Source organism: Streptomyces sp. B1866, assembly GCF_031932565.1.
GTDB lineage: Bacteria > Actinomycetota > Actinomycetes > Streptomycetales > Streptomycetaceae > Streptomyces.
The window spans coordinates 1-14035 of the sequence record NZ_JAVSCF010000173.1 but is presented as its reverse complement, the minus strand read 5'-3'; the positions used below and the strand labels follow the sequence as shown (position 1 = coordinate 14035).

Sequence of the window (14035 nt, the reverse complement as noted above, 5' to 3'; positions counted from 1 at the left end):
CACCTGGGCCGACAGCTCGCCGCGCGCGGGCGCCAGCCGCCGCTCGGCGCGGCGCGCCAGCGCGCCCGACACGGCGGGCACGCCCGCCCCGGCCGCCAGCAGCCCGGCCGCCAGCACCGCCCCGGCCTCCGGCAGCACCCACGCGGTGAAGCCCACCGACGCCGCGCCCACCAGCACGGCCGAGCCGACCGGCAGCAGCCAGCGCAGGAAGTAGTCCTGGAGGGCGTCCACGTCCGAGACGAACCGGGCCAGCACGTCGCCGCGCCGCACGTCCCGCAGCCCGGCCGGGGCCAGCCGCTCCAGCCGCCGGTAGACGCCCACGCGCAGCTCGGCCAGGACGCGCAGCACGGCGTCGTGGGCCACCAGCCGCTCGGCGTACCGGAACACCGCCCGGCCGATGCCGAACGCCCGGGTCGCCGTCACGGCCACCATCAGGTACAGCACGGGCGGCTGCTGGGAGGCGCGCGAGATCAGCCACCCGGAGACCGCCATCAGCCCGACCGCGCTGCCCAGGGCCAGGCTGCCGAGCGCCAGCGCCAGCCAGAACCGGCCGCGCCTGCCCCGCGCCGCCGCCCGCACGCGCGCGAGGGCGTCGTCGCCCCGCCGTCCCGCGCGGGGCACGCTTCCGGTCGGCGTCACGTCCGAGGCCGGCCGCGGGTGCAGGGCCGGCTCCGTGTTCGCGGCCGGGGCCGCCGGAGCCGCTGCCGCCGCCGCTGGACGAGCCCACGTGTCCGTCGCGGCGTACCCGCCGTACGGCTCCCGTGACGGCTCTCCGAGGCCCCCGGCCACCGGCGCCGCCGGGCCCACCCGCACCACCCGGTCCGCCACCGCCAGCAGCCCCGGCCGGTGGGCGGTCAGCAGGACCGTACGGCCCGCCGCCAGCCGCCGTACGGCCGCGACCACGGCGGCCTCCGTGTCGCCGTCCAGGTTGGCCGTGGGCTCGTCCAGCAGCAGCACCGGCCGGTCCGCGAGGAAGGCCCGCGCGAGCGCGAGCCGCTGCCGCTCGCCGGCCGACAGGCCCGCGCCGTTCTCGCCCAGCGGGGTGTCGAGCCCCTGGGGCAGCGCGGTCACGAAGTCCAGCGCCCCGGCGTCCCGCAGCGCGGCGCGTACGGCGGCGTCGTCGGCGCCGGGCCGCGCGAGGCGTACGTTCTGGGCGACCGTTCCGGCGAACAGGTACGGGCGCTGCGGCACCCACGCCACCCGCGTGTGCCAGTCGGCCAGGCCGGTGCCCGCCAGGTCCGCCCCGTCGACGAGGACCCGCCCGGACGTCGGCCGCTGGAGGCCGAGTNCCGTCGACGAGGACCCGCCCGGACGTCGGCCGCTGGAGGCCGAGTACGGCCCGCAGCAGCGTCGTCTTGCCGGCCCCGCTGGGCCCGACGAGCGCGACCGTCTCCCCCGGCCGCACCTCGAAGGAGGTCTCCGGCAGGGACGGCGCGGCGCGCCCGGGGCGGCGGACCTCCAGCCCTTGCACGGCCAGCGCCACGCCCCGGGCGCCCGCCACGCCCGCCGCGCCGGGCCGGCCGCCCGCGCGGGACGCGTGCCGCCGCTCGGGCTCAGGGGACGCGTCTTGCGCGCGGGGCGCGCGTTCCAGGACCCCGAAGACCTGGTCCGCCGCCGCGAGCCCTTCGGCCGCCGCGTGGTACTGGGCGCCCACCTGCCGCAGCGGCAGATACGCCTCGGGCGCCAGGACGAGCACCACCAGACCCGTGTACAGGTCCAGTTCGCCCCGTACGAGCCGCAGGCCGACGCCGACGGCCACCAGCGCGACCGACAGCGTGGACAGCAGCTCCAGCGCGAAGGAGGACAGGAAGGCGACGCGCAGGGTGCGCAGGGTGGCGCGCCGGTAGTCGGCCGTGACGGCGCGGATCGCCTCGGCCTGGGCCTTGGCGCGGCCGAAGACCTTCAGGGTCGGCAGGCCCGCGACCACGTCCAGGAAGTGCCCGGACAGCCGGGACAGCAGCCGCCACCGGCGGTCCGTACGGGCCTGGGTGGCCCAGCCGATCAGCACCATGAAGACCGGGATCAGCGGCAGTGTGAGGGCGATGACCAGGGCCGAGACCCAGTCGGCCGTGACGATGCGGGCGAGCACGACGACGGGCACGACGGTGGCCAGGCCCAGCTGCGGCAGGTAGCGGGCGAAGTAGCCGTCGAGCGCGTCGACCCCGCGCGTGGCGAGCGTGGTCAACTCGCCGGTGCCGGGCATACGGGCGTCGGCGACGGCCGCCCCGCCGGTACCAGGGGAGGGGCCGCGCCTCTGTTTCACGTGAAACATGCCCTGCGGGCGGTCGGGCACCTCCGCCGTCCCCCGGGCCGCCGTCCCCGGCCGCGTCGCGTGCGCCAGCAGCCGTCCGCGCAGCTCGGACTTGACGGCCGCGCTCGCCCGGTGGGCCGCCAGCTCGGTCAGCCAGGCCACCGCCGCCCGGCCCACGGCGACGGCCGTGAGCAGCGCCAGCGGGCGGGCCAGGCCGCCGGCCGTCAGGCCCCGCTCGAAGGCGCCGACGACGACCTCGGCGATCAGCATGGCCTGCGCCACGACCAGCCCGGCCCCGGCCAGCCCCAGGCCGACGGAGACGGCCAGGAACAGCCGCGCCGCGCGCGCGTACCGCAGCAGGCGCGGGTCGACGGGCCGCATCAGTGCCCCCGCGCCGCCGAAGCGGGCCCGGACGCCGCCGGGCCGCCCGCCGCGCCGGTCCCGGGGATGTGCTGGGTGCCTATCCGCTTGCGGAAGACCCAGTACGTCCACGCCTGGTAGGCGATGACCAGCGGCGCCATGACCACCGCCACCCAGGTCATGATCTTCAGCGTGTACGGGCTGGCGGCGGCGTTCTCCGCGGTCAGGCTCCACCGCGGGTCGCTGCTGGACGGCATGACGTCGGGGAAGAGGGCGAGGAAGAGCATGGCGACCGCCGCCGCGATGGTCACCCCGGACAGGGCGAACGCCCAGCCCTCCCGGCCCCGCTGGTTCGCCGCGAGCGCCGCCAGCAGAGCGGCCACGGCGACGCACAGCGCGGCCAGGCTGCCGCCGTCGCCGCTTTCGGCCTGCGTCCAGCCCAGGAAGCCCGCCGCCAGGACGGCCGTGGCCAGGCCCAGCACGGTGGCCTGCCGCCGGGCCCGCAGCCGGATGTCGCCGACCGTCTTCAAAGCGGTGAACACCGCGCCGTGGAAGGTGAACAGCACCAGCGTGACGGCGCCGCCCAGCAGCGCGTACGGGTGCAGCAGGTCCAGCAGGCCGCCGGTGTACTCCTTGTCCGGGCCGATCGGCACGCCCCGGACGATGTTGGCGAAGACCACGCCCCACAGGAAGGCGGGCAGCAGTGAGCACCAGAAGACGGCGTACTCCCAGTTGCGCTGCCAGCGCTCCTCAGGGCGCTTGGCGCGGTACTCGAACGCCACCCCGCGCACGATGAGGCACACCAGGATGGCCAGCAGCGGCAGGTAGAAGCCGCTGAAGAGAGTGGCGTACCAGTCGGGGAAGGCGGCGAAGGTGGCGCCACCGGCCGTCAGCAGCCACACCTCGTTGCCGTCCCACACCGGGCCGATCGTGTTGATCAGCACGCGGCGCTCGGTACGGTCCCGGGCGAGCAGCCGGGTCAGCACGCCGACGCCGAAGTCGAAGCCTTCGAGGAAGAAGTAGCCGGTCCACAGGACCGCGATGAGCAGGAACCAGAAGTCGTGGAGGTGCATCAGGGTCTCCGACCGTGAGCGAGTCGTGAGCGAGTGCCGTCGGGAGGTTTGGACTGTCGTGCCGGCAGAAGGCGTCGGGAGGCGGAAGGGCTCAGAGCCTCAGTACGCGAAGACCATCGGCTTGTCCTGGTCCTGGTCCTCGTCCTGGTTTCCGGTGCCGCCGGTGCCGCCGGACCCGCCGCCCGGACCGGGCCGCAGCCGGGGGTCCTCGGCCGGGGGCAGCTCGGTCACGTCCGGTCCGGCCGACGCGTACTTCGCCAGCAGCCGCACCTCGATCACCGCGAGCGCGCCGTACAGCAGCGTGAAGACGGCCATGGAGGTCACGACCTCGGCGGTGCTGACGCCGGGGGAGACCGCGTCGGCGGTCCGCATCAGCCCGTAGACGACCCACGGCTGACGGCCCATCTCGGTGAAGATCCAGCCGAAGGAGTTGGCGATCAGCGGGAAGCCCATGGTCAGGATGCCGATCCGCCACGACCACGCCGTCAGGCGCGGGCCCATCTCGCGGGTGCGCGTGAGCATCAGCCGGGGCGCCTCGTCCTCGCCGGTACGGAACGCGGGCGCCAGCCACCGCCGCTTGCGCGTGGTCCACAGGCCGACCAGGCCCGCGGCGAACGACACCATGCCGAAGCCGATCATCAGCCGGAAGCCCCAGAAGGTCATGAAAATGCTGGGGATGTAGTCGTCCGGCTCGCCGCCGTACAGCTCGGCCTCGCGCTGGGCGATGTCGTTGATACCGGGCACGGAGTCGGAGAAGTTGCCGTGGGCGAGGAAGGACAGCACGCCCGGGACGGACAGCTCGACGCTGTTGTGCCCGGTGCCGACGTGCCCGACGTCGCCCACGGCGAACACCGAGAAGGGCGCGGGCGACCGGGTGTCCCACAGCGCCTCGGCGGCGGCCATCTTCATGGGCTGCTGCTCGAACATGACCTTGCCGAGCTGGTCGCCGCTGATCGCCGTGCCCAGGCCGGCGATCACCGCCACCACCAGGCCGACCCGCAGGCTCGCGCGCATCGCGCCGGTCCGCTGCCGCTGCGCCTCGCCCGGCTCCTCGCCCCGGCCCGCCGCGCGCCGCGCCCGCCACAGGTGCAGCGAGGAGATGCCGACGACGAAGGCGGCGCCGGTGAGGAAGGCGGCGGTGAGGGTGTGGAAGACGACGACCAGCGTGGTGTTCTGGGTGAGCACCGCCCAGATGTCGGTGAGCTGGGCCTTGCCCGTGGCCTTGTCGATCCGGTAGCCGGTCGGGTGCTGCATCCAGGAGTTGGCGGCCAGGATGAAGTACGACGACAGGACGGTGCCGACGGCGACGATCCAGATGCAGGCGCAGTGGACGCGCTTGGGCAGCCGGTCCCAGCCGAAGATCCACAGCCCGATGAACGTCGACTCGAAGAAGAAGGCGATCAGCGCCTCCATGGCGAGCGGGGCGCCGAAGACGTCGCCGACGAAGCGCGAGTAGTCCGACCAGTTCATGCCGAACTGGAACTCCTGGACGATGCCGGTGACGACGCCCATCGCGATGTTGATCAGGAAGAGCTTGCCCCAGAACTTCGTCGCGTGGAAGTACGTGGCCTTGCCCGTGCGGACCCAGGCGGTCTCCAGGCCGGCGGTGATCGCGGCGAGGCTGATGGTGAGCGGGACGAAGAGGAAGTGGTAGACGGTCGTGATGCCGAACTGCCAGCGCGCCAGGGTCTCCGGCGCCAGAGCGAGGTCCACCTCGGTGTCTCCTTACCGACGTGCGGGTGTGAGCGCTGGGCGGGCCGCGAGCCGGGGCCGTCCGCCCGCTGAGGGCAGCACGGAGTACCGGAAAGCGGACGCGCTTGTGAACGCGTTCACATTCACAAGCAATTATGGCGCACACGTATTCGCCCCTCGCATCGGGGGTACCCCCGGTCTCCCGGCCTCGGCCCCGACCCGGTCCAGCCCGGGCCGGGTTCCCCGGCCGCCGGCCCCCGGGCCCCGGGCCCGCCTCGCCCCGGAGCCCCCAGAGGCCCCAGAGGCCCCAGAGCTCTACAGCTCCTTGCGGAATCCTTCCGCCACCCGCAGGAAGATGTCGTTCGCCTCGGTCTCGCCCACCGTCACCCGCACCCCCTCACCAGGGAACGGCCGCACCACCACGCCCGCCGCCTCGCAGGCCGCCGCGAAGTCGGCCGTACGCTCCCCGAGCCGCAGCCACACGAAGTTCGCCTGCGCGTCCGGGACCGTCCAGCCCTGCCCCAGCAGCCCGTCGCGCACGCGCGTGCGCTCGGCGACCAGCGCGGCCACCCGCTCCCGCAGCGCGTCCTCACTGCGCAGCGACGCGATGGCCGCCTCCTGCGCGAGCTGGCTGACGCCGAAGGGGACCGCCGTCTTGCGCAGCGCCGCCGCCACCGGCTCGTGCGCGACGGCGAAGCCCACGCGCAGCCCGGCCAGGCCGTACGCCTTGGAGAAGGTGCGCAGCACGCACACGTTCGGCCGGTCCCGGTACAGGTCGACGCCGTCGGCCACCCGCTCGTCCCGTACGAACTCCCGGTACGCCTCGTCCAGCACCACCAGCGTCCGCGTCGGCACCCGGTCCAGGAAGCGCTCCAGGTCGGCGCGGCGCACGGCGGTGCCGGTGGGGTTGTTGGGGGAGCAGACGAAGATCAGCCGGGTGCGGTCGGTGACGGCGTCCGCCATCGCCTCCAGGTCGTGCTCCTCGTCCCGGGTGAGCGGCACGCGCACGGACGTGGCGCCGCCGATCTGGGTGACGATCGGGTACGCCTCGAAGGACCGCCACGCGTACAGCACCTCGTCGCCCGGCCCGGCCGTGATCTGCACGAGCTGCTGGGTGAGGCCGACCGACCCGGTGCCGGTGGCCAGGTGCGACTCCGGCACGCCCAGCCGGGCGGCCAGCTCGGCGACCAGGCCGGTGCAGGCCAGGTCCGGATACCGGTTGAGGGAGCCGGCCGCCTCGACCGCGCGGGCGAGCACGCCGGGCAGCGGCGGGTACGGGTTCTCGTTCGAGGACAGCTTGTACGCGACCGCCCTGGCCTCGCCGCCCTCGGCGGCGCGCTTGCCGGGCTTGTACGTCGGGATGCCCTCCAGCGCGGCGCGCAGCAGGGGTCCGTTCTCACTCATCGCGGGGTCCTCCTCCACCGTCCCGTGCGGCACGCCGCCGTCCCGTGGCCCGTACCGTACGCCGGTGCCGTACGCCCGTGCCGCGCGCGGCGCCGCACAGCGATACCGCACACCCTATGAGGTTCCCGTCCCGCCGTACGCCGCCGCACGCGGGACGGTAGGCGCCCCCGCCTCCGCAGGCCGACCCGTACGCCGCCGTACGCCGACCCGTACGGCACCGCACCCGGTCCGTACGCCCTGCCCCGCGCCCCTCTGGCGCACCGGCACGCCCGCCCCGGCGCGTGCAAAGGTCGTGCGCGCCGGGGGCGCGCATGACAAGAGGGCGCGCCGGGGTGAGTAACAGAGCGCCCGTCACTCGTGCAGGTGAGTTGAGACCTCTTCGAGACATGAACCGATCGGCAGCCTCGGGTATGTTACGGGCCATCAGAGCTGTGCCCGGCCCAGCGATACCCTTCGTTTCCAAGGGAGTTGACATCCGTCAACTTGCAGAAACGTGCCTTCATACCATTGTGAGCACGGACCAGCGGAAAGACCACCGGAGCCCTACTATCGGCTCGCCATGACAGCAGCAGGGAAGCACCAGGTGAGCCGGACTCCCGGCCGCCGGCTGGGGCGCGCGGGCATCCGGGACGTGGCCGCCGCGGCCGGCGTGTCCATCACGACCGTCTCCGACGCGCTCAACGGCAAGGGCCGGCTCCCGGACGCCACCCGCCGCCATGTCCGCGAGGTCGCCGAGCGGCTGGGCTACCGCCCCTCCGCCGCCGCCCGCACCCTCCGTACCGGCAGGTCCGGCCTCATCGGCCTGACCGTGACGACGTACGGGGAGGAACCCTTCACCTTCACCGAGTTCGCCTACTTCGCCGAGATGGCGCGCGCCGCGACCTCCGCCGCCCTCGCCCGCGGCTACGCCCTGGTCATCCTGCCCGCCACCTCCCGGCACGACGTGTGGTCGAACGTCGCCCTCGACGGCACCGTCGTCATCGACCCGTCCGACCAGGACCCGATGGTCTCCGAGCTGATCCGGCAGGGCATCCCGGTGGTCAGCGACGGCCGCCCGGCCAGCAGCCTGCCCGTCACGGCCTGGGTGGACAACGACCACGAGGCGGCCGTGCTCGGCCTGCTCGACCACCTCACCGACGGCGGCGCCCGCCGCATCGGCCTGCTCACCGGCACCACCACCGACACCTACACCCGGCTGTCCACCACGGCGTACCTGCACTGGTGCGAGCGGGTCGGCCAGGATCCGGTGTACGAGGAGTACCCGGCGCACGACGCGTGCGCCGCCGCCGTCGCCGCCGACCGCCTGCTGGCCCGCCCCGACCGGCCGGACGCGGTCTACGGCCTGTTCGACCCCAACGGCACCGACCTGCTCGCCGCCGCCCGCCGCTACGGGCTGCGGGTGCCGGACGACCTGATGCTGGTGTGTTGCAGCGAGTCGGGCGTCTACACCGCCACCGACCCGCCCGTCACCACGCTGTCCCTGAAGCCCCGCCGCATCGGCACGACCGTCGTGCAGCTGCTGATCGACGCGATCGAGGGCGTCGGCGCGGACTGCCAGGTCCAGCAGGTGATACCCACCGAGCTTCAGGTGCGCGCGTCGTCGCAGCGCCGCCCGCCGCGCACGACGGTGAGCAGGCCGCGGCCACGCCCAAGCGGCTGACCAGGCGACATTCGCCGGTCACCCGCTCGAAGGACACTCCGCGAACACCGCGATACCGGAAGAAACCAGCACAAGGCAGGCCGCCCGCCCGGCCGCCCCGCCGCACGACAGCCCCCCTGGTGCGTCCCAAGCCGCCATGGGCATTCCTATGATGGGCGGACGACACAGCGGACCGCCGTCGGCCAGGCAGAGGGTCCACGAAGCGGCACGGCGGTGCGATGGAGGGGTCGATGACTCAGGGGGCCGGTCCGGAACCCACGGGACGGACCACGGCGGACGGCAGGCCCGCACGCGCCTACACGACACCGGACCCGTCCGCTCCGACAGCGCGCCCCGCCGCCCGTCCGCAGGCCACCCGGCCGCCCGCGCCGGTGCCCGCCGCCCCCGCCGCGCGCCCGGCCCGGCCCTCCCGGTACGCGCCCGCCGACCACGAGTCGCCGGAGTACGAGCCGTCGGAGTACGAGCCGGAGTACGAGCCCGCGCCGTACGCCGTTCCGGGAGCCCGCCCGGCCCACGGCGCGGCCGGGTACGACCCGGCCCCGTACGAGCCCGCCGAGTACACCCCGACCGAGCGCGACCTGCCGGTGATCGGCCCCGGTCCCGGAGCCGGCCCCGGGCACACCCTGCGCGACCAGCCGCTGGCCGCCCCGCCCGACCTGCCCACGGTCCCCCTCGCGGCGGTCGTCCCGCAGCCCGAGCCGGACAGCTCGCCGGGCGCGGAGGGACCGGGCCCGCTGTTCGTCGTGGGGGACGTGCACGGCTACTACGAGGAGCTGCTCGAAGCGCTCCTCGCACAGGGCCTGATCGACGCGGGCGGCGACTGGGCCGCCGGCGACGCCCGGCTGTGGTTCCTCGGCGACTTCACCGACCGCGGCCCGGACGGTATCAGCGTCATCGACCTCGTCATGCGGCTGTCCGCCCAGGCCGCCGCCGCGGGCGGCTACTGCAAGGCGCTGATGGGCAATCACGAGCTGCTGCTGCTCGGCGCGCGGCGGTTCGGCGACCAGCCCGTCAGCTCCGGCGCGGGCACCGCCTCCTTCCACGCGGCGTGGATGCTCAACGGCGGCCAGCGCTCCGACATGGAGCGGCTTGAGGAGCACCACGTGCAGTGGATGTCGCGCCTGGACGCGATGGCCGAGGCCGACGGCCACCTGCTCCTGCACTCCGACACCACCGCCTACCTGGAGTACGGCGACTCGATCGAGGCCGTCAACGACACGGTCACCGAGACCCTGCAACGCGGCGACGCGGACGAGTGCTGGGACCTGTTCCGCAAGTTCACCAAGCGGTTCGCCTTCCGCGACGAGGACGCGGGCCCGCTGGCCGCCCGCGAACTGCTCGACACCTACGGCGGGCAGCGCCTGGTGCACGGCCACAGCCCGATCCCGTACCTGCTCGGCGAGGTCGGCTCGGAGGACGGCGAGGACGGCGGCGCCCCGCAGGTCGAGGGCCCGCACGTGTACGCGGACGACCTCGCGGTGGCCATGGACGGCGGCGTGACCATGGCCGGAAAGCTGCTCGTGGTGCGGCTTCCCCTGACGGACTGACAGCTGAGGGTTCACACGGCCGTTTCGGGGGAAGTAGGGAGTTCCACCCCGTGCGGGCCAGACAGCGGTGATTCGCGGTAAATGGGTTGCCGGTTCGCGCCCGGGTGGATCTACCATTGGTTATCCGTAGCGCTCTCCTCCGTTTCCGCCCGACGTCCGGTGCCGAGCCCGGAGCAGGCCCTACGGAGCATCGGGGGATGCACCATGAACAGCGTTCCACACCTGCTGACGGAGGACCGGCCGGAGTTCGAGCGGGTTCTCGACCAGGCACTGCGCACGGCCGGCCGCGACCCTGGTCTCGCCGCCCTGGCCGACCGGTCGGCCGCCGACCGGCTCCGCACGATGGCGCTGCACGACGCGGCCGTCATCGCGTCCGCCGCGGCCGACGAGTACCGGGCGTACGTGGCGGCCCGCGAGCGGCTGCGCTCACCCGCGCCGGGCCCGGTCCGCACGGCCCGCCCCGTCCGTACGGACCACCCGGCCCGCACCCCGGCACTGCCGGGGAGCGCCCCGGCCGGGGTGCCCGCCGAGCCCTTGAACCCCGAGGCGGAGGCCGACGGCGCGGCGGGCGCGGGCCTGTTCGCGATGCTCGCCGTGCTGGCCCCGGTCCTGGCGGGCGTCGCGGCCGCCCTGTTCCTCGCCGTGGGCTACGCCCTGCACGTGGTCCACCCGACCCCGTCCGTGGCCCGGCCGATGGTCACCGCGGGCTGGCTGTTCGCGGCCTTCGCCGCGGGCGCCGTCCTGCTCGACGCGGTCGGCATCGTCCTGACGGCGCTGCGCAACGGCGCCGGGGCCCCGTGGGGCGGCGGCCACGGCGAGCGAGCGCGCGAGGCGGCGTGGGCCCGGGCCGCCTGGCGGCAGGCGCTGCTGGAGCGGGGCATCGCGCCGTACCTGCGCGCGGCGCTGGACGCCCCCGCCACCGCGCCCGCGAGCCGCACGCTCGTCCCGCCCCCGGTCCAGGTCCCGAAGACCAGCCCGTCGGCCCCGGCCGCGCCGGCCCTCGGCGACGGACACCGGCCGGACGGTACGGGCCCGGGCCGCATGCCGCACCTGGGCTACAGCCACCCGGGCTACACCAGCCCGGACTACACCGGCGCGGGCCCCGACGACGCCCGGCCCGACGCGCGGCCGGACGACCGGCGCCACCGCCCGGACGCACCCGGCCCGAGCTGACGGACCGCGCCCGGTACGACCGCGCACCGGGCCACGACCGCGCCCCCGGCCACGACCGCCGTCAGCCGTCGCCGCCGGGCGCGGCCGGGCGGTGCGCGGTGTCGCCGCGCAGCACGTGCTCCACGATCTGGTTCACCGCGGCCGGCCCCTCCGGCGACGGCTTCAGCGCGCGCCCGCCCCGCCCGCCGTCCGCCGTCCGCCGCCCGTCAGGCAGGAACCGGGCCGTCGGGCGCCGACGCGGGCGCGGACGGACGGATTCTGGGACACTGACGCCCGTACGCCCGTACGGGCACCGTGTGTTTGGGGGAGCACATGTACAACGCCGCCACGCTGGCCCTCTCGGTCGTCGCCCTGCTCCTGTCGACCGTCGCCGCCTGGCGGCAGATCCGGCACGCCAGGTCCGCGAACGACTTCGCCGCGGTCCTGGAGGTGTACCTGCGCGACGTCCGCGACAAGGACTACCAGCGCGACCAGGACTACGTCGTCAACCGCCTCCGCGCCGAGCACTCGCCGGAGGGCGGCATCATGGCGTTACCCGAACAGCCCAGGAACGCCCTGTGGAACGTCGCGTTCATGTACGAGAGCATCGGCATGATGCACGAACTCGGCATGATGGACAGCCGCATCGCCCTGGGCGTCTTCCATTTCCGCGTCATCCAGGTCTGGGAGGCCATCCGGCCCTTCGTCCAGCAGGAGCGGAACATCCGGCAGGCGCCGTTCCTGGTCTTCTTCGAGAACCTGTACGTCAAGGCGCGGGCCACGCCGCCGGACGACGTCTACCGGACCATGGGCCTGCTGAAGGACCCGGCGCTGCGCGGGGCAGCCTGAGCCGCCCGCCATCCCATTGCATTGCATTGCATTGCATTGCAAGCGATGATCTCGGCTCCTGCCCGGAGGTTCACCACCATGCGCGGAATCACCGTCGTCGGGGCCGGGCCACGCTCGGCGCGCCACCCGAGCACGCGCTGAAGCTGCCGGCCGCGGCGTCCACCAGCCCGCGGATCGCCCGCCGCTTCACCAACGGCTTCGACGACCCGCGCGACCCGGGGCACTGCCCCTTCACGGCGGGCCCCCCGTCGCCGACTCGGCTTCGAGCGCACCGGCAGCACGGCCGTTCGCCGGACGACAGAGCAGGGTCTGGCCCGGTACTCCGGGACCTTCTCCGTGATTTCCCCAACGAACTGACCCCGGGTCGGCTGCTTTACCGAACCGGGTCTGCTTCACGGGTGTACGGCTCATTTGTTCCTTGCTAGCGTCCCGTCGCCAGCTCGGTCTGGAGGCTGGCCCGAGATGATCCAGAAAGGCTTCGCAATGGCTACACGGTTGACGAAGACCGGCTTGGCGGCGTTTCTCGCCGTCAGCTCGGTCGCGGGAATCACGGTTGCGTCAGGGACACAGGCGGTAGCCCGGCCCGCTCCGTCGGCGGCGGCCTCGCCGGTGGGCGACGGCCAGTCGGCGGCGGGCAACCGGTTGATCGTGACGTACAAGTCCGGTGTCCCCGCGGCGTCGAAAGACTCGGACGCCAGATCACAGGTGGCGACGCTGGCGGATCGGTGGAGACACAGAGCCAAGCTGGTCCGGCGGCTGGGTACCGGCGCGGCGCTGGTCGATCTGGGGGCCGCCGCGGATGCCCGCACGGTCCGTGAGATGCAGGCGGCCTTCGCCGCCGATCCCGACGTGGCGGCGGTCGAACGCGAGCAGGTGTTCATGCCCCAGGCCGATCCGAACGACACCCACTACCCCAAGCAGTGGAACCTGGCCGCCACCTCGGCCGGGATGAACGTGCCGGCCGCCTGGCCCACGTCGACGGGCGCCGGTGTCACGGTCGCGGTGATCGACACCGGCATCACCGAACACTCGGACCTGTCTGACAACGTTGTCTCCGGGTACGACTTCATCAGCAGCGCGTCCCGTGCGCACGACGGCGACGGACGGGACGGCAACGCCACCGACTCGGGCAGCTGGACCACCGACAACGAGTGCGGGACGGGGTCCAGGGCAAGGAATTCGGGCTGGCACGGCACCTACACGGCGGGCATCATCGGTGCCCTCAGCAACAACGCGAAGGGGGTCGCCGGAATCTCCCCCAAGGTCCGCATCGAGCCGGTCCGGGTCCTGGGCGCGTGCGGCGGAGTGGGCTCCGACATCATCGACGCTGTCACCTGGGCCTCCGGTGGCTCGGTGTCCGGCGTGCCGGCGAACGCCCACCCCGCCAAGGTGCTCAACCTGAGCCTGGGCGCGGTCGGCGGATGCAGTACGGCCACCCAGAAGGCCATCGACGGCGCGGTCTCCCGGGGCACCACCGTGGTCGTGGCGGCCGGCAACGAGGGCACCGACGCGAGCAAGGTCTCGCCCGCCAACTGCAACGGTGTGATCACCGTGGCGGCCAGCGACCAGCAGGGTGCCAAGGCGTCGTACTCGAACTACGGCAGTGCGGTGGAGATCACCGCTCCCGGCNGCCGACGCGGAGCCACCACGCCGACACCCCAGGTCCCTCACCGCCGACGAGGGGCAGCGGCGCCGGTGCGCGGTCCCGGCCGCGCGACCACGGGCAGGCAGGACGGGAGCCCGAGCGGCGCTCGCTCGGCTCGCGGGCGCCCCGCCGAGGGACGCAGCCGTCCCGGCCGGAGCCGGAACGGGGTCTACCACCTGAAATTGACTTCCTCCCCGCATTTCGAGCACTTCAATTTCCCCAGACCACCATTGGGAACCCAATTGTGATCACAGTTGGCCCGACCGGTGTTACCACATTCAGAAACGGTGGGCTTCCCGCGCTGACGGGTGGACTCTTCTTCTGTTTTCGCGCGGGGCATGGGCCTTGCCATCTAGACTTTATCCTCTCTTCGTTGGTGGACAGGGGGCGCCGGGCAACGGT

At 73.9% G+C, this 14035-nt stretch carries 8 protein-coding genes and 1 pseudogene; 5 read left to right on the top strand and 4 right to left on the bottom strand.

The window, feature by feature from the left end:
• From cydD to hisC, 4 genes and pseudogenes are all read right to left on the bottom strand, one after another.
• Window positions 1-2632 (bottom strand): annotated as a pseudogene (gene cydD, locus RKE29_RS20830) (thiol reductant ABC exporter subunit CydD); the annotation flags it as partial.
• Complete coding sequence (gene cydB / locus RKE29_RS20825) at window positions 2632-3684, bottom strand: cytochrome d ubiquinol oxidase subunit II (RefSeq protein ID WP_312007019.1); 1053 nt, start codon at window positions 3682-3684, stop codon at window positions 2632-2634. The gene cydB and the pseudogene cydD, both read right to left, overlap by 1 nt.
• A 99-nt stretch (window positions 3685-3783) precedes the next feature.
• Complete coding sequence (locus RKE29_RS20820; protein ID WP_312007018.1) at window positions 3784-5397, bottom strand: cytochrome ubiquinol oxidase subunit I; 1614 nt, start codon at window positions 5395-5397, stop codon at window positions 3784-3786.
• A gap of 294 nt (window positions 5398-5691) precedes the next feature.
• Window positions 5692-6780, bottom strand: coding sequence for a histidinol-phosphate transaminase (gene hisC, locus RKE29_RS20815; RefSeq protein WP_312007017.1), 1089 nt, complete (start codon window positions 6778-6780; stop codon window positions 5692-5694).
• 559 nt (window positions 6781-7339) lie between these two features.
• Here hisC and RKE29_RS20810 point away from each other — a divergent pair.
• The 5 genes from RKE29_RS20810 (at window position 7340) to RKE29_RS20790 (ending at window position 13881) form a co-directional block, all read left to right on the top strand.
• Entirely contained in the window at window positions 7340-8440 is a 1101-nt protein-coding gene (locus RKE29_RS20810; RefSeq protein ID WP_312007016.1) for a LacI family DNA-binding transcriptional regulator, read from the top strand.
• A 230-nt stretch (window positions 8441-8670) separates the two neighbouring features.
• Window positions 8671-9987, top strand: coding sequence for a metallophosphoesterase (locus RKE29_RS20805; protein ID WP_312007015.1), 1317 nt, complete (start codon window positions 8671-8673; stop codon window positions 9985-9987).
• Between the two features lie 204 nt (window positions 9988-10191).
• Window positions 10192-11160, top strand: a complete 969-nt coding sequence (locus RKE29_RS20800; RefSeq protein WP_312007014.1) for a hypothetical protein — start codon at window positions 10192-10194, stop codon at window positions 11158-11160.
• Between the two features lie 300 nt (window positions 11161-11460).
• Window positions 11461-11988, top strand: a complete 528-nt coding sequence (locus RKE29_RS20795; RefSeq protein WP_312007013.1) for a hypothetical protein — start codon at window positions 11461-11463, stop codon at window positions 11986-11988.
• 462 nt (window positions 11989-12450) lie between these two features.
• Window positions 12451-13881, top strand: coding sequence for a S8 family serine peptidase (locus tag RKE29_RS20790; protein ID WP_312007012.1), 1431 nt, complete (start codon window positions 12451-12453; stop codon window positions 13879-13881).
• Window positions 13882-14035 lie beyond the last annotated feature (154 nt).

Excerpts from the sequence above, each read along its gene's own strand:
- cydB (WP_312007019.1), bottom strand. The coding sequence starts at position 3,684 with ATGCACCTCCACGACTTCTGGTTCCTGCTCATCGCGGTCCTGTGGACC.
- hisC (WP_312007017.1), bottom strand. The coding sequence starts at position 6,780 with ATGAGTGAGAACGGACCCCTGCTGCGCGCCGCGCTGGAGGGCATCCCG.
- RKE29_RS20810 (WP_312007016.1), top strand. The coding sequence starts at position 7,340 with ATGACAGCAGCAGGGAAGCACCAGGTGAGCCGGACTCCCGGCCGCCGG.
- RKE29_RS20805 (WP_312007015.1), top strand. The coding sequence starts at position 8,671 with ATGACTCAGGGGGCCGGTCCGGAACCCACGGGACGGACCACGGCGGAC.
- RKE29_RS20800 (WP_312007014.1), top strand. The coding sequence starts at position 10,192 with ATGAACAGCGTTCCACACCTGCTGACGGAGGACCGGCCGGAGTTCGAG.